Source organism: Peribacillus sp. NPDC046944, from assembly GCF_050272735.1.
In the GTDB taxonomy this organism is placed as follows: Bacteria; Bacillota; Bacilli; order Bacillales; family DSM-1321; genus Peribacillus.
The window spans coordinates 296,996-314,392 of sequence record NZ_JBNNML010000006.1; the positions used below are offsets into that span (position 1 = coordinate 296,996).

Sequence of the window (17,397 nt, forward strand, 5' to 3'; positions counted from 1 at the left end):
TATTACACAGACCTTCCTAAAAACACTTTTTCTACGATACGGCGTGAAGCCTGACCATCCTCGAGTGCACAAAACTTCTCATGGAACTGATCCAACTCTACGGGCTTCTCCAATTCCATCGCCTTGATGCTTTCAATGACAGCATCCGATGACCTTACTAACGGACCTGGTGCGGTCCCTTCAAAATCGAAATAAAACCCGCGAAGCTTGTCCCTGTATTTTTCAATATCATATACATAGAACAACATCGGTCGCTGTAAATTTGCGTAATCAAAGAAAACCGATGAATAATCCGTTATTAATAAATCTGAAATGAGATACAAATGGCTGATGTCCTCATAACTCGATGCATCGTAGGCAAAGCCTTGATAAGCCGATAAATCCAAGTTCTCGGAAATCAAATAATGAAGACGAAGTAAAATGACATACTCATCCCCTAATTCCTGTCTCATTTGATACAAATTCAGCTTTATTTCAAACTTATATTTTCCTTTGCTATAAAACTCATCGTCTCTCCAAGTGGGGGCATATAAAATGACCTTTTTCTCCACCGGTACCCCTATCTTCTGTTTCAATGAGTCGATTGTAACACGATTATTCCCATTATACAGTAAATCATTGCGTGGATAACCGGTTTCCAGAATTTTAGAGGGGTCGACATTAAAAGCGCGCGCAAAAATCTCGCTGGAATAGGCATTCGGAGAAATCAGATAATCCCATTTGCTTGATTCAGCATGGAAATTCTCTTTATAGCTCTCCGTCGTCGTCCCAGGCATATGGACTTCCTTCATATCTGACGCAAGTTTCTTCAATGGTGTACCATGCCAGGTTTGCAAATATACGGTGTGCTTTGGCTTGGGAATCCATAGCGGCATCCTGCTATTCGTCACCCAATAATGGGCACGCGTCATCTTAAGCAACCACCCTACCGAAAATCGTTTGAGGTGTGGAATGCCCGCCTCTTCAAACAGCGCCGTATACCTTTTGTCGACACTCCAATACATTTTATATTCAGGATGGTTACTCTGCAAGTATTCATATATCGCACGTGGATTACAACTGTATTGTTTTCCTAAAAAGCTTTCAAAAACAACAAGCTTTTGATTGACGGGCAACACTTTCCCTGCCATGCTGAATGCCATTTTATATGCTCTGAAAAAGATGGCTTTCAAACTTTTTTTCAATATGGATAGCAAGGAAGGTTTATTCGGCGTTTTCGGTTTTTCAATTGACATATCTTTTCTCCCTGTTTATTGAGTAGTAGTAGTGGTGGTGATTGAATGCTTTAACCCAGAGAATAGAACCTACTTCTTTAAAATATTCAAAACTAAAAATAAGCTCGCCCATATCAGGGAGAGCTTATTTCCGTGTACACGTAACAGCTACTCCAAAGACTTTATTGCTAGTCCTAAATTATTTGCCACTGTTGTATAAAACTCCACATTTTTATTATTATAGATCATCTTATTTTTCAGGATCCTTTTAATATTCACCAATTGATAATCATTATAGCGAATGAATACTGCAAATAATGACTTTTCCATTCGATCAATTTTATCTAAAGAAACAGTGAAATGACCTCTATTATCTTCTATTTGGACTTCACAATTGATTTCATTGTCAATTCTTTTTCTATCACGTATCAATACAGAGTCTATGTTATCTAGATCATCACCATAGATCTCAAAACTCTGATGATAGACATTATCCATAACAAAGGAATCTATTGCACGAGCTAGCATCGGTATCCTTACGTAGCGATAATCATCTTTCAGAAATGGAAGTTCATAATAAGGTAAACCATCTATAATATGATATTTTTTATTGGGATCTCGTTTTAACCATTCAAATAACTTTACGAAATCATCAATACGATCCTCCATAAATAAATCAATGGCACATTTATAAATAGGTTCTTTAAATTCATTCTTAAAGTCATATGACAGAGTTTTCGTTGTTTCGACAGCTTCCCTTAATATTTCTATAAAATCATTTTTATGCTTAGATTTCACAAAAGTTTGACTATCGAACGTTTTCACAATATCGTACTCATAAATCCGGTTAAGAGCCGCCTTTTTCAATTCATTGGCAATATCCTTGGATTGAATATATCTTATTACCTCTAGATCCGCTTTTCTTTTATCTAACACATTCGTAGCACGTGTTAAGGACGATGGGTTCTCAGAAGTTCTATTGACATAATAAATAGGTTTTTTAGTAGTTGATACTGCTCTCACTTTAAAGAAAACATCCGTAAAAAACCATTTATCTTCACCAAATTTCAAATTAGGAAAACCAATTTCATTTTCTTTAACCATAGGCAGTTTCATCATTCTAGCCGTTGGACCCATATGATAAAAAAAGTGTGGAACATCCATTGGGGTAATACTTCTTCTTTCTTTAATGGAAGCAAACTCACCTATAACACTCTCTGACTTAGATTCGACTTTTACCGTTTTCCCCACTACATAATCATCGCCTGTTTCTTCGAGGATGTTATAGAGGGTTTCCAATCCATCATGAGCAAGCCAGTCATCCGCGTCTAAAAAAGTTATATATTTGGATGTCCCCAATTCTATTCCAATGTTTCTGGGGGTCCCAGGTGACCCATTATTTTCTTGTAGGGTAACTGAACAGATATTTTTATACTTAGCTGTATACTCTTGAATGATTTTATTAGTCCCATCTGTCGAACAATCATCAATAATGATATATTCGATCTGATCTATACCTATGGATTGATTTACTACTGAATCAATCGTTTTTCTTATGAATTTTTCGGCATTATAAGCAGCAGTAACTACAGTAACTTTTCTAACTTTTCCTAAAAATTTATTTCTTAAGCTTGAAGGATTATTTTTTATAAGAAAATTACCGCTCTTTAGAAGTTCCCTCGCTTTTTGACGCACCAAAAAATTCATTCGATACACTCCTTTTAAGTCTAAAGTACATATTTCAATAAAACAGCTATTGTACTATATACCCTTTTAAGGAATCAATTATCAAAGAATTTATCAACGATTCTTTTCGCTGCCTGTCCATCTTCTATTCCACAATACTTTTCTCTAAATAAACTATATCTTGTTTCATATTGCCTATTGATTTCATCAATATTGGTAATGGATTCAATAATATCCTCAGTCGTTTTAAGGAATGGCCCTGGTGCTTCACCTTCAAAGTCGATATAGAATCCACGGATATTATCTCTGTAATCTTCCAGATCATAGGTGTAATACAAAATTGGACGAGCCGTATTAGCAAAGTCAAACATGACTGATGAATAGTCAGTTATCAATATATCACTAATTAGGTAAAGTTCCTGTATATCTGAATACTTGGACACATTTATAACAAAATCTTCATACCCTTCTGGAATTTTGAGCTTATTACTAATCACTACGTGCATTCTTAGTAATAGAACATATTCATCTCCAAGTGCTTCTTTCATTTTCTCTAAATCTAAATTTAAATCAAAAGTAAATTTATTATTTTTTGAGGTTTGATTATCCCGGAAAGTAGGAGCATACAGGATAACCTTTTTCCCTTTCGGTAACTTCAATCTATCTGTTACAACATTAGCAATCGTTGAAACGTCTTCTCTATAAAACAGATCATTCCTCGGGTAGCCAGTTTCTAATACTTCTCCTTCATAACGGAATGCACTCCTGAAGGCATTAGAGGCATACGAGCTTGGTGACACTAAGTAATCCCATGTCTTTGTTGCACTGTGCACTCGATTTAAATATCCATCATCTCTACCTTGAATATTTTCAATGTCGAATTGCATTTTTTTCAAAGGTGTACCGTGCCATGTCTGTATATAAGTAGTTTCTTTCCTTTTACTTAAATACGTAGGGAAGTTTTGATTATTTACCCAATAGCCTGCTTTCGCTAAGTAATAATAATATTCCGGACTTAAACGTTTTATCCGTATAGTATTCTTATCCTTCACAGGTAAATTACTGTTGTAAACCCAAACCTTTTTATAGTTATTATCCCTTTTCACTAGTTCTTCAAAAATGTACTTAGGACTATCGGAATATTGCTTCCCGATTCCACTTTCAAAAAGAATAAGATTTTGATCAACTGGAATGGCTTTAGACATGATTTTATATACTTTCTTCATAACAGGGAAGTAATATTTACTCTTTCTAAAACGATTCATTAAGAGCTTGATAACCGGATGATTGTAAATTTTCACTGCCGTCTTTTCATCTTTGCCTACATTTTGAATGACTTCAAAGATTCTCTCACTAGCATGAACATCACGATATTTAATAAAGCGATTGGCTCTGTCAATGTACTTATTCTCCATTGTAAAATCATTTTTGGCATACTTATCAAGTATAGCAAGCAGTTCATCCAATTCATTACTGATTTCACCCGGAAGATCGTTATCTAAATCCAAATGCGATGGTCTTCTCCCTATGAAACGATCTCTATCAAATTGATAGTAAATCACTGGCTTATGCAGGAAGCTAAAGTCGAAGGCCACACTAGAATAATCCGTTATCATAATCGAGCTTTCCTTAATTAACCTTTGAACGTCCACTTCTCCCTGACTAATCACCCTTACTGGGGCATCTTTAAAATAAGAAGTGAATTTCTGCATATTGGGGTGCAAGCAAAATATGATTTCAAAGCCAAAATTCTTAGAAAGAGCATGTAAAAACGGATGATTTACTAATTCCTGATAACGCTCAAAATACTCGCTTTCCAAAAAGATTTCATCGGATGTAATCCAATCTCTCCAAGTTGGAATAATCAACAGTTGTCGTTTTACTGAAACATCATTATTAAAAAGGGAATCAAACCTAGATAAACCCGTAGCAAACACTTCTTTTTCATTGTAGCCAAAATCTGTAACAATCATATTCTTTTCAAAATCTGAACTCACTAGAAAAATATCCGTTTTGAAACCAGATGTTGAGTTCTTCCCGTAATTAGCCACCATATTTTTTGTGCCCATTACACCATGTTGAAGAAAGACTTTAATCGACTTAACCCGCTTTTTAAAGGTAGACGTTCTTAGAGGGTATAAATAATCTGGATGATGTGAAGAAATAACACGTGTCGATTCCAATGTCTTTTTAATATGTTCCTTGGATTTGAAGTAGAGTACATTTCCAAGTGGCTCTACGTTCTTAGCTTCAACAGAGCCTTCTTCAATCACATAATAAACTTCTTTATCCGGATGATTCTCTCTCATATATTTAAAGAAATGATATCCTGTATCCTGTGCTTTATAAATTCTTTCACCAATCAGCCAGACATCTTTCTTCTGTTTAAATACATTCAGGAATCTTCTCCATCCCATTTTCCTTCTTAGATATTCATACGTATCTTTCGGGAAGTTAAACACTTCTAAAGACAGATTGGAAGCTTTAAACGTATAGTACGGATTGATAATCGCAACGGTACGATTTCTACTAACGTTGGTCTGTTTAGTAAATAATTTAGCTCGAGTCGTTGGTCTCCCAATACGGACCAGCTTCGGTTCTTCCTGATCATGTAACTGCAGCCTCATATAAATATCATATACATCATCTTCTAAGGATTCACTTACTATTTGTTCCAGATCTAATTTAATATTATATATATAGCGATTCAGACCAAACTTCTTTATATTCATTTCTTGGTTATATATAAAAGAAATATCTGCCTTATACTCTTGATCGCTTTGTCGTCCTTTGATTACACCTTCTCCAGATAAAATTTTTGAATGTCTAGTGAAGATTTGACCATCGATAAGCATCATTTTTGGTTTATTGATTATTTTTTCAATTTGAGATTTTATCGAAGTATTAGGTGTGACATCCATATAAAGAGACAAATTCCCTTTTTTAGTTATAGAGAATATACATTGTCTATCTTTATCGTTATAAAAATCTAATTGACCAATGTTCGTCTCCTGGAAACGGCCAAGTCGAATAAGATATTCAATATTTAAATGCCCATCAACTTCTACACATTCGGCCCCATGCTGCACTTTGAATAATGTCTTTTCTCCAATCAGTTCAACAGGAACGGTGACCTTTATATAACAGTCATAAACAACTGGTTCATCCTCTTGTAAACTTTGGATTAAATGTTTCAGGTTCAATTCAAAGTTAAAGTCAGATGAAATAACAGTTTCAGCTATTTTTACTTTTTTTTCTTCATCTTCTCTAGAAAAAAGCCAAAGTTCTTTTGCACAATAATATTCTTTAGAGAACTTCCCTTTGATCAATACAAAATCTTTATCTTGGGTAATGGTCAGACTTTGTTTTAATTTAATTTTAGGAGATTTTCTTGCTTTCCCTATTCTAAAAAGCTTGTTTATCATGGCGAACCACCTATAATTTATTATTTAAAAAGAACTATTTTAAAATATATACTTTAAAATCATAAACTTTTTTCATATTTTTCTCAATGTTGATGATAATAAGGTCCAATTAGCCAGGCGGATCCTCATTTAAGATATGTCGTTTGCCTTCTAAGTAATTAACTCTATGCAGAAGAGTACATTATATAATGTAAATCACTAAGACAGACATTTAAAGTAATTACTCAATAAAATTTGTACATACTAAAGTAGAAATCAGAAAGTATCACCAAAACACGTACTATGTAATAATCCACCGAAAGGACATTGTTTTCAAATTAAAAAGACCCGCTGTCAAAACAGCGGGGTCATTCACGTTCCACATCCATGGTCACTTTCTCCGTTTGCACAAATGCCTCTACGACACGTTTAGTTGATTGTCCACATTCAAGATAACAAAACTTCTCATAAAATTCTTCAAATCGTTCACTTACCTTAAATTGCCTACTTTGAATATCTTTCACACCGGCAATAAGCTCTTCTGTCGTTTTTGTCAGAAGGCCCGGTGCCTTTTCTTCAAAATCAAAATAAAATCCCCTTAAGTTATCACGGTAATCTTCAAGATCATATGTAAAGAAGATTATCGGTCTTCTTAGGTTTGCATAATCAAAGAATACAGATGAATAATCAGTTATAAGGATATCCGATATTACATACAATTCTCGAATATCTTCTAAGTGGGAAAAGTCATACGCAAAGCCTTCAAATTCAGTAAGGTCCATATTTTGGCTCACTAAATAATGCATACGCATAATAGTAATATAGGAGTCGCCCAGCTCTTCACGCATTCGCATTAAATCCAACTCTAGATTGAATCTGTATTTCCCTTTCCTGTAAAACTGATTATCTCTCCACGTAGGGGCATACAAAATAATTTTTTTATCAAGTGGCAGATTGAATTTCCTTTTAAGATCATTTATTGTTTCTTCGTTATTAGAGTTCTTCAGGAAGTCATTACGCGGATAACCTGATTCAATCACGTCCTTATTAAATTGAAACGCCCGTTGGAAAATTTCCGTTGAATAGGTATTTGGTGACACTAAGTAATCCCATTTACCTGCCTCTTTTAAGAAGTTCGCTTTATATTTACTGGTATTTGTTCCAGGCATATGTACTGCGTCCATGTCCATAGCTAGGCGTTTAAGTGGCGTACCGTGCCATGTTTGCACGTAAATCGTGTGCTTTGGCTTTGGAAGCCATATCGGAAACCGAACGTTATTCACCCAATATTTCGCCCTCGTCATAATTAGAAGCCAACGTATTGAAAATCGTCTAACATACTCGACGTCTTTTTGAGCAAAATAGTTCATAGAAGCACGGTTCACACTCCAAATCAGCTTATAATCCAGACAATGTTCCTTCATATATTCGTAAATAGCCCTTGGACTATCACTATATTGCTTTCCGTGGTAACTCTCGAATACCACCAGCTTCTTATTGGTTGGCACCAACATCCCGATAACTGTGAAAGCAGCTTTGTACCAGCTTATAAGCCGCTTGCTTCTACGAATTTTCACCCATCTCTTTTTAATCCCTTGAACAACCTCAGCTTTGAGGTTATAACGGGAAACGGAAAGAGATAAGTACTCTGAGACTTTTGTCGATTTAATTCGCAGCTGTACCTTTTTGTCCTTCACCTTTAAAATATATCTAACAGGAAGACCTTGAACCAAATTGCATTTCATTCTTAAACTCAACAGCTGTTTCTGAACACCATTGATTTTATAATCAAGCACCATGTAAAACGAAAAGTGCTTAACTTGTTCTAACTCTAATTCCTCCAGGAGATTAACTTCACCTTGAAAACCTATATTTTCGGGTAATTTACTTCCGATATACTTTTTGCCCTGTTCAGCGCGATTTACGCTTTTTAAAGGAACCATCCTTTCATTTTCCGTTAAATTATCCTTAACGAGCAGCGTCATCTGACCAAACTCATAACCGTTTATTTGAAATAATGGTGGATAATTAAAATAACCAGAAAATTGAATAGTTCCATCCTTTTTTACATGTAATTCATCGAACATAGAAAATAGTTTATAATCACTCGCACAAAAAGAAAAATTCCCCTTTTTAGTAGTATAAGGATAAACCATTTTTTCTAGGTCTTCTTGTACAATGGAATACAGATTTAATTCGTGCCCTTTGCTTTTAATTCTAGACTTAACCTCGTTATTATCTAATATCCTTAAAATATGAAGGTCCCATATTTCGCCTTCAACGAGCTTCTCTATATTTGAACTGAATGGCACCATTATTTCAAACAAATCAAAGTCATTCAGTTGATCCTTTTTCACAAAATCCAAGTACATACTATTATCTTCATTAAATCTATTCGTTATAACAAAAAAGAAATCTTCCACACCTTCCAAGTACGTCTGCTTAATGACCACTTCAATGCAATAAACATCTTTATCTAAGCGCACACTAATTATCTTTCTATTTTTTAGTAAACTATTCTGCATCCGTAATCTTTTCTCCTCCCAAACTAATATAAAGAATATTGCGACTATTATAAAAACACGAAGTTCAACGAAGCAGTCCCCGTAATTCTTCCACTTAAGAAATACTTAAAATCCACTTTTCAAGTAATACCATCATAACTTAGAAATAGAAATTTTTGAATTACGTCAGGAAAAAATGTAAAATTATATCCAAGTTGATTAGATATGTTATATCTTCAACAAGATTGTAAAAATTTTGTGGTTCAATTGTAAATTTAATAAGGTATAATTAGGTGTACTGCTTACTATCTAAAAAGTTTAAGAATAGTGCTTTACTATTGATTCCTTACTATTTGACCATTCAGATTTCTGCTAAATATATAAATTCACAAGTACAGGAGGAGAAAATCATGAAAAAAGTTATAACTTACGGAACCTTTGATTTACTTCATTGGGGACATATTAATCTACTTAAACGCGCTAAAGATTTAGGAGATTATTTAATCGTTGCTATTTCCACGGATGAATTTAACGCATTAAAAGATAAAAAGTCCTACCATAGCTTTGAAAACAGGAAAATGATTCTTGAATCCATACGATACGTAGATGAAGTCATTCCGGAAAATACTTGGGAACAAAAAAGAGAAGATATCATTCGTGAAGGTGTAGATGTTTTTGTCATGGGCGATGATTGGAAAGGCAAATTCGATGAATTAGCTGAAGTTTGTGAAGTCGTATACCTGCCAAGAACCATTGGAATATCCACTTCACAAATCAAAGATGACCTTTTAAAAGTTACAAATGGCTAGGGAAATTGCGATCGAGATTTATTTATTAGGCTTCAAAGTTCTTTTCTCACTTTTCAAGCTATTCCCATTAAGAAATAAAACAACTTTCGTCACTACATTCGGAGATAACTGCCAGTACATTAAAGATGAAATGGACAAGCAAAACATTTCTTCCCAAAAAGTGATTCTAACGAAGGCAGGCAGCTATATACAAGTAAAGGACGATGGGACAACCATCGTCCTTCCGTTTGAGACCAAGAATATCATTGCCTTAATCCGATCCATTTATCACCTGGCCACATCCAAATGGATCATTATGGATAACTATTTTGGTTTTCTCTCGACGGTAACATTCAAAAAGCCCGTAAGCCTTGTGCAAGTCTGGCATGCGGCTGGTGCCGTCAAGAAATTCGGCGCAATGGACCCTTCGATTGTCGATCGTTCATCCAGGGCCAGAAAACGATTTTTAAGCGTCTATCAACAATTCGATTATGTCACGACCGGTTCAGATAAAATGGCCGGGATTTATCAGGAAAGTTTTCAGTTGCCGGATTCCCATATACTCAGAACAGGAATTCCGCGTACCGACTTCTTTTTTAATGAAAGTGCAAAGCAGGATGCAAGACGGGCACTGTTGACCAAATATCCCGAACTTGAGAATAAGAAAATCATCTTGTATGCTCCCACTTTTCGGAATGCCGACTTAAACTCGGGAAAAGTAGCGCTCGATTTAGATTTGCTCTACAGAGAACTACAAAATGAGAACTATGCGGTACTACTCAAGCTTCATCCAGCTGTAACAGCTGAACATGATGTCATGCATCAGTTTCCTGGATTCGTGTATCACGTTACCGGCGATTTTCACGTGAACGAGCTTCTTGTAAGCACAGACCTTCTCATAACGGACTACTCATCGATTCCATTTGAGTTTTCCATTTTACAAAAGCCCATGATCTTCTTTGCCTATGACTTGCAAGAATACGAAGAAGAGCGTGGGTTCTGGGAAGACTACAAATCCTCGATGCCAGGGCCCATCGTCACAACAACAGAAGAACTTCTCGAGAAAATTCGTACAGCTGATTACCAGTTAGAAAAAGTCGAACCCTTCAAGCAAAAATGGAATCAGTATTCAACCGGGGATTCGAGCAGAAATCTGGTCGACTTCCTTTTTCCTAAAAAATAGACTATTTCAACCACCCCAAATACAAGGGTGGTTTTTTATGTAAATTCATATATTTTCTGGTAGAATACTAGTAACGTAGACTATTTTACTAGGAGGTTTCATTTCTTGATACAAGCTAAAAAACTTTTTCTTACCCTCTGTACCCTTTTTCTCTTCGTTGCCATTCTACAGCCAAGTTCAACGCATGCCGTTTCCAAAACAGAGACCTCAGTCGCCAATGCGGAAAAGGCAGCGTCCACTTTATATACGTTGAGTTATCTCCCTGGTAAAGCGACCGGGAAAAACCTGCCTGAGAAAGAATATAAATCGGCAAACACCAAGTATGCGACAGCTCTAAAGGAAGTCAATAAGCTATCCAACGGTAAGGCGAAAACAAAGTATAACAATCGCCTCAAGAAAGTGAAGACAAAAGTGGACACTGGAAAGGTTTATATCGCCGCTGTTAAAGCCGGGAAAGAAATAGACAAAAAACGGATGAAACTAGAAAAGGCTTTGAAAACCGGGCCCTACACGCAATCCGCTCATACGGCATACCTTTCCCTTATAGCCACCTTTGATAAGCAATCCATTAAGGTCACTCAGGTAAAAGGAACCAAAACAAAAGAAAAAATGAAATCACTGTATATCAAGCCTGTCGAAAAGCATAAGAGGAATTTAAAAACGGTTTCGACCGTGAAACAGGCCATTAACGATACCAAGAAAAATATGAATGCCACTAGCGTAAAGATCCTGCCATATTATAAAAAGGTCATTCTATATATTGATACGATTTCTAACACAAAACAAAAGGCAGAACTGAAGAAGGAATTCAGCGCAATACAGAACGACCTTGCCAAGAAGGAATTCTCGAAGAAAGATCAACTTGGCGAATGGGTTGCCCTTCAATCTGACTACGATAAGGTAGATGGCCTTATCTCCCGAGGAAAGTCAGATGCAAAGGTCCCACAAACTCGTGATTCCATTATGAAAAAGATAAAAGCTCTTCCTTCTGAAAGAAACTTATTGGAGCAAAAACTAACAACCATCATGTCCGACATGTTTCTAAGCACGAAAGAATTAAAAGCCTTGCTAACGAAGAAGGCAATCGAAAAGAACATTCCACCTGAGGTTGTTAAAGCCATTGCCAAAACGGAGAATGGAAAGTGGCACCAATTCACGAATGCCGGCGACGTGTTCACAAGTTCGGATGGTGGGTACGGAATCATGCAGATCACGCCCCAATCCAAAGAAGACAAAAGCTATGATTTGGATAAAGTAAAGTATGATACGGAGTATAATATTCAGGCCGGCGTGGAGATCCTACTAAAAAAGTGGGACTATGCCAATGCGAAGAGACCTGTATTGCCTAAGGTCAATCACTATAAAACAGACATTCTTGAAAACTGGTACTTTGCCATCATGGCCTATAACGGTCTATCCGAACGGAACCACCCAGCTGCAAAGGCTCCCTATCAGGCAAAGGTCTATCATTTGATTAATCAACAAGCCTTTGTAAATCCTTATATCTTCACCAAAGATGATGTGGATATCAAGGTAAGCGACAGCATCCTGAATTTCCAAAACAAGCTGTCTTATCAAACACCTAAACAAACACAATCCACTCAGCTCCATGAAAAAGGAGCTTCATTCACGTTAAAGAAGGATACGCTATTTAGAAATGAGCCATCGACAACCAGTTCCAAAAAGCAAACATTTAAAAAGGGAACGACATTCAAAATTGTAGAAAGCTCCATCGAAGACAATAATGCCGCCAACTTGTTCAATTGGTACAAGATCCAAGTATCAGGTTCGAAAACGACTTGGTATATCGCCTCTTCCAATGTTCAATAACGAAAAAAAAGGTACCCGAGCGGTACCCTTTTTTTCGTTTATTTATAACTTGGAACATCATACACGACCGTATAACTATTGAGTAGAGAATAAAGCTCTACATAATTTTTGGTCTGCTTAACGGCCCAGCCAATATCACTGGCATATTGATGGGTGGCATACCCTTTCTCCACCAACTGATCTGGATTCCATCTCATTTTATAAAGCGTATCCTGACCGGCATAAATATAGTTCTCCGCCGCGAATTGCGCACCTTCCACGATGGCCTTGCTTGGAGTTGTCCAGCCTTCATTGAACGCCCTTCTTGCACCGCACTCCAAAGCGCAGCTATCATAGGCACCGATTCCGTACATATTGTAAACCTTGGCTTCATAATCCTTCGCATCATCTGCCAATACAACTATCTCTTTTTCCTTATTGGCTGCATAAACGATGTTGCCTTTGCTGTCTTTTTTCGTTTTCACTTTGATTCCCTTAGCCAGCCTTGAGGACCCTCTGCCCGTTTCAAGATTAGCATGGGAGATGAGGTAGATTTCGTTCACGCCATACTTGAATCCAGCCTCTAAAAATGATTTTGCTTGATCTTTCAAGATCCCCTTATCTTGGAGGATTTTTTGATTGATTTCACTTTCATTCAGTGCGGAAAACATTGATAGTTTAGCAAATTGATAATAGGACGTATCCGATTTCGTAAAGTTACTCGGATCCATATAATACTTCGTATCAGCTTTGGAAGCACTAACCCAACCCGTTACAATTTTATAATACTTCTTCTTATCGATCGTTTTATTATCTTGGATCGTCACCTTCGCGTTCTTCGATAACGAACCTAATTTCCTTGAGTCCGTTGTAATGATGTTGACCTTTTCCTTCGTTGTCCCGCTCGTCTTCGTCGAAGCAAGTTTCACACTGCTTGCAGGGATGAAAGCTTCATATTTTTTATCAGTTTGCGGGTTAGTCGACATTTGCTTCGACAGAGCCGAATCCAAGGTCACATTATACCCGGTCTTTGCTGCCCTGGTGATATTCGATTTCTCTTTTAAATCCACCTCAACTTTAGCAAACCCCGTATTGTCATAGTACTCCACTTTGATGACATGAATGCCTGCATCCAATTTCATCTCTATGTTAAAAGGATGTGTTCCATTTTTCCATTGATCTACTTTTTTCGTTCCATCTACATATACCCGTATCCCATCATTAGCACCGCCTGATAAGATATACGTACCCGTGCTTGTCAGCTTTGTCCGTTTCTCGAATATCGCTGAAAAATGATTGGTCGGGATTCCAGTGGCTGGCTTTTTCGTGCCCCAATCATAGTCCAATGTAGCGGCACTTTGATAGACCTTGTTCCCCGTCAAATCCTGGTTACCATATAAGGTCACTGCCCATCTTTCTAACGGTGTAACCTTTTCCGATTCCTTAAGATCGACTTGTAATTGCGCACTTCCACTTTTATTATAGTATTCTACTTTTATCGTATGAGTCCCTTTTTTCAACGTGAGGTTCTTTTCGAAGTTACGCGTGCCATTCTTCCATTCGTTTACTTTCCTTACACCATCCACATAAATGCGGACGCCATCGTTCGCTTTCCCCATTAACACGTATTTCGTATCTTTTTTCACGACCACTTTCTTTTGATAGATGGCCGAATATGTACCTTTTGCTATTTTATCGACGGGGGCTTTTGAACCCCATGAAAATTTCAGATTGCTAGCCGTGGTACTTACTGGCGTTCCCGTGAAGTTAGAACTTGGGAAAAACAAGCCTGTCCATTTGTCTGTTGGGATGGTCTCCGGTACCTCTTCAACGTCGGCATTCAAGTAGGCATTGCCCTTTTGATCATAATATTGCACTTCCACCTTATGATCTCCTTTTGCCAACATAAGGTCCTTCTTAAATGAATGAGACCCATCTTTCCAATAGTCTACTTTTTTCTTACCATTTACATAGACTCTTACACCGTCATTCGCTTTTCCGGAAATACGGTATTTCGCGCCCTCTTTGACCGTAAGCGTTTTCGTCAACTTAGCGGAAAATTTATTGACCGGAATCTTTGCTGCCGGGGATTTAGTGCCCCAGGCAAAATTGATATCACTTACCGTCTTCTTGACGGCGGTTCCTTTGAAGTTAAGTTTCGGATAATACGTTACGCTCCATTTACCACTGCTCGCCTCAGCAGTCGTCCCTGAAAATCCTCCGCTTGAAAATAACACCAATCCTAAGGTAACTACGCCAACCATTAACCACTTTGTTTTGATAATTAACTCACTCCTAGTCCAATTTTATCGATATACTGTTAATAATATCGTATATATACATAAATTGTTAAGAAAAATGAGTAATTTTAGCATAAATAGGGTACTAACCACCTAGGTTGAATCACTCATAGACATTTTTAGAGGTGATTCGACACACTTCTCAAAAGGAAAATACTAGGTTATGCTTCAATCCATGATACTATTTAGATATGAATCTTCTAGAACAACTCAGGAGGAATATGTTAATGAAAAAATGCATTCCCATGCTCTTTATCCTTCTATTCTTTTCGACGGACTGGTCACATGCCTATGGTTCCGAAATGAATTCGAAGCCGAATGATAATCAGAACCAAGTGTCTTCTTCCACCACAAGCTATCAAACCGAGCAACTAATCATTAAGTTCGATAGGGAGACTACCTATAACGTTAAAGAATCCATATTACAGAGCATTCAAGCAAAAGAACTCCAAACCATCCAAAACGGAAACTTCACCCTCATTTCCCTCCATGAAGGAATGGATAGGCAAGAGGCCATCACCTCTCTTAAAAAGTGGGATGAGGTAGAGGCGGTAGAGCCCAACTATAAAGTGAGGACGAGCTATATTCCTACAGATTCGGGTTACTCCAAACAATGGTACGCAAAGAAAATCAATATGGATACAGCTTGGGACCTAACCAAAGGATCGCCAGACATTAAAGTAGCCGTCATTGATGCTGGCATCCAAGCCACTCATCCCGAACTGAAGGACCACATCATCATGCCATTCAATGCTGTTACCGGGAGCAACAAAACGCTACCTTCGAATGACCACGGTACCCATGTTGCCGGCATTATCGGTGCTTCCCTAAATGGAAAGGGAATCGCTGGGATTGCCCCAAACGTCAAGATCATTCCGGTCAACGTATTCAGTGAAAATGAGGCGGATATTTTTACGATTATCGACGGAATCGATTATGCCGTTAAATCGGGGGCGGATATCATTAATCTGAGTCTGACAATGGAAGATTATACAGAGGTATTGGATTACTCCATACAGAGCGCGTGGAAGAAAGGGATCCTCATCGTGGCTGCAGCCGGAAATGAGGATACAAAGACTGAACAGTACCCGGCCGCATTAGATCATGTATTAGGCGTCAGCGCCACAACAAAACAAGATAGGAAAGCTGATTTCTCCAACTATGGTACATCTATCGATTTAGCTGCACCTGGTCTGGATATCTACTCCACTGTTCCTTGGAATTCCTATGATGTCATGAGTGGGACATCCATGGCTGCTCCAGTAGTCAGCGGCGTCTCCGCATTGGTTTTATCGAAGAACCCATTCCTTACTCCAGCAGAAGTGGCGGATATCTTACAAACATCCAGTAAGGACCTTGGAGTAATGGGCCGAGATGATTTCTATGGACATGGCCGTGTCGATGCCTATAACGCATTGACCCATACTCCAGGACCCTTATCAAAGCTGACGACATCAAGCCAAACACTGATCGAAGACGGAACGAATTCCCTTTCCCTTTCGTTCAAGGCAAAAAAGGGAACGAGTATATCCGTTTTCATTCATGATGCCAACAATAAACCCATCCGGAAACTTGTGACGAATAAAAAGTCGGACGGGCAGGTCTTTTCAACGAAGTGGGACGGGAAATTGGATAATGGCTCCTATGCTCCTTCCGGGAAAGTGAAGGTCACTGTGAAGATTTACAGCAAGAAACATAGTGTTTCCAAGAGCACGTATGTCACGGTAAAAGATGAGGTAACGCCTGAGCTTACTTTCAATCAGAAATCAATTAGTTATTCCCCACTCGGAGGCGATCAATTGGAAATTCCTTTTCATCTGAACAAAGTTGCTGTATTAACATCAACTCTAGTGGATAACACCGGTTTGAAAATAGATACCCTATCAAAATCTAAGACTTTCAAAGGTGGGAAGAACACACTTTTCTGGGATGGAAAAACCAATAGCAATAAACAGGCGAAGGATGGGGTTTATTCGCTCCAAGCCTCACTACTTGATATGGATAAACATAAAGGAAAGAAGAAGATACTTCAGGTAGTCGTGGATACTAAATCCCCTAAAGCAACCATGAAAAATTCAAGCACAGTTTTTAAAATGACTGGGGCTTCTACAATCACCACAACCATCACCAAGAATGAATCGGTTGCTTCTACTATTTCCATTATCAATTCAAAAGGTGACACCATAAAAAAACTAGAGACGTTGCGGCATTATCAAAAAGGAAGTCATACAATTACCTGGGATGGAAGGATATCCAATAATGTCTATGCAAAAGAAGGAACCTATCAGTTTAAAGGAAAGTTAACCGACGCCGCTGGAAATACCCGCACATTAACTAGCATCACTTTTAAAGTAGTCGACAAAAGAAAAGGAAAGTGAGTGTGACACATTTTCCATGGTGAAAAAACACTCACAATATAGGAGAAAACAACAAAATTAACACAACTATTTTACAACAAAATAAGTCAGTTAATTTATACCATTTTATCCATGTAACATAAATGTAATAT

Annotated in this window: 8 protein-coding genes and 1 pseudogene; 4 read left to right on the forward strand and 5 right to left on the reverse strand. The window is 37.6% G+C overall.

All coding sequences use genetic code 11. The features are described from left to right. Positions 1-2: 2 nt before the first annotated feature. The 4 genes and pseudogenes from ACQKIC_RS13705 to ACQKIC_RS13720 form a co-directional block, all read right to left on the reverse strand. A pseudogene (locus ACQKIC_RS13705) lies at positions 3-1,205 on the reverse strand (CDP-glycerol glycerophosphotransferase family protein); the annotation flags it as partial. A gap of 177 nt (positions 1,206-1,382) precedes the next feature. Beyond that, positions 1,383-2,921: a glycosyltransferase family 2 protein gene (locus ACQKIC_RS13710; protein ID WP_427591472.1), complete on the reverse strand. Its 1,539-nt coding sequence runs from the start codon at positions 2,919-2,921 to the stop codon at positions 1,383-1,385. A gap of 74 nt (positions 2,922-2,995) precedes the next feature. Further along, positions 2,996-6,325 carry a CDP-glycerol glycerophosphotransferase family protein gene (locus tag ACQKIC_RS13715; RefSeq protein WP_427591474.1) on the reverse strand — a complete coding sequence of 1,110 codons (3,330 nt, stop codon included), beginning with the start codon at positions 6,323-6,325 and terminating at the stop codon, positions 2,996-2,998. A 347-nt stretch (positions 6,326-6,672) separates the two neighbouring features. After that, on the reverse strand, positions 6,673-8,829 hold the full coding sequence (locus tag ACQKIC_RS13720) for a CDP-glycerol glycerophosphotransferase family protein (protein ID WP_427591475.1): 2,157 nt from the start codon (positions 8,827-8,829) through the stop codon (positions 6,673-6,675). A 389-nt stretch (positions 8,830-9,218) separates the two neighbouring features. On the opposite strand from ACQKIC_RS13720, the gene tagD reads away from it, so the two are divergent. The 3 genes from tagD (at position 9,219) to ACQKIC_RS13735 (ending at position 12,609) form a co-directional block, all read left to right on the forward strand. Next, positions 9,219-9,617, forward strand: a complete 399-nt coding sequence (gene tagD / locus ACQKIC_RS13725) for a glycerol-3-phosphate cytidylyltransferase (protein WP_402954698.1) — start codon at positions 9,219-9,221, stop codon at positions 9,615-9,617. After that, positions 9,610-10,779, forward strand: a complete 1,170-nt coding sequence (locus tag ACQKIC_RS13730) for a CDP-glycerol glycerophosphotransferase family protein (protein WP_427591477.1) — start codon at positions 9,610-9,612, stop codon at positions 10,777-10,779. The genes tagD and ACQKIC_RS13730 overlap by 8 nt, the downstream gene beginning before the upstream one ends. Before the next feature lie 105 nt (positions 10,780-10,884). Next, positions 10,885-12,609: a transglycosylase SLT domain-containing protein gene (locus ACQKIC_RS13735; protein WP_427591478.1), complete on the forward strand. Its 1,725-nt coding sequence runs from the start codon at positions 10,885-10,887 to the stop codon at positions 12,607-12,609. A gap of 38 nt (positions 12,610-12,647) precedes the next feature. Here ACQKIC_RS13735 and ACQKIC_RS13740 read toward each other — a convergent pair whose 3' ends face one another. Then, positions 12,648-14,852 (reverse strand): PA14 domain-containing protein, encoded by a 2,205-nt coding sequence (locus ACQKIC_RS13740; protein WP_427591479.1) that lies wholly within the window; start codon positions 14,850-14,852, stop codon positions 12,648-12,650. 263 nt (positions 14,853-15,115) lie between these two features. Here ACQKIC_RS13740 and ACQKIC_RS13745 point away from each other — a divergent pair, with 263 nt between their 5' ends. After that, positions 15,116-17,266 carry a S8 family serine peptidase gene (locus tag ACQKIC_RS13745; protein WP_427591480.1) on the forward strand — a complete coding sequence of 717 codons (2,151 nt, stop codon included), beginning with the start codon at positions 15,116-15,118 and terminating at the stop codon, positions 17,264-17,266. The last annotated feature ends 131 nt before the right edge of the window (positions 17,267-17,397 follow it).

Coding starts and splice junctions, on each gene's coding strand:
- ACQKIC_RS13710 (WP_427591472.1), bottom strand. CDS start 2,921: ATGAATTTTTTGGTGCGTCAAAAAGCGAGGGAACTTCTAAAGAGCGGT.
- tagD (WP_402954698.1), top strand. CDS start 9,219: ATGAAAAAAGTTATAACTTACGGAACCTTTGATTTACTTCATTGGGGA.
- ACQKIC_RS13745 (WP_427591480.1), top strand. CDS start 15,116: ATGAAAAAATGCATTCCCATGCTCTTTATCCTTCTATTCTTTTCGACG.
- ACQKIC_RS13720 (WP_427591475.1), bottom strand. CDS start 8,829: ATGCAGAATAGTTTACTAAAAAATAGAAAGATAATTAGTGTGCGCTTA.
- ACQKIC_RS13740 (WP_427591479.1), bottom strand. CDS start 14,852: ATGGTTGGCGTAGTTACCTTAGGATTGGTGTTATTTTCAAGCGGAGGA.
- ACQKIC_RS13715 (WP_427591474.1), bottom strand. CDS start 6,325: ATGATAAACAAGCTTTTTAGAATAGGGAAAGCAAGAAAATCTCCTAAA.
- ACQKIC_RS13730 (WP_427591477.1), top strand. CDS start 9,610: ATGGCTAGGGAAATTGCGATCGAGATTTATTTATTAGGCTTCAAAGTT.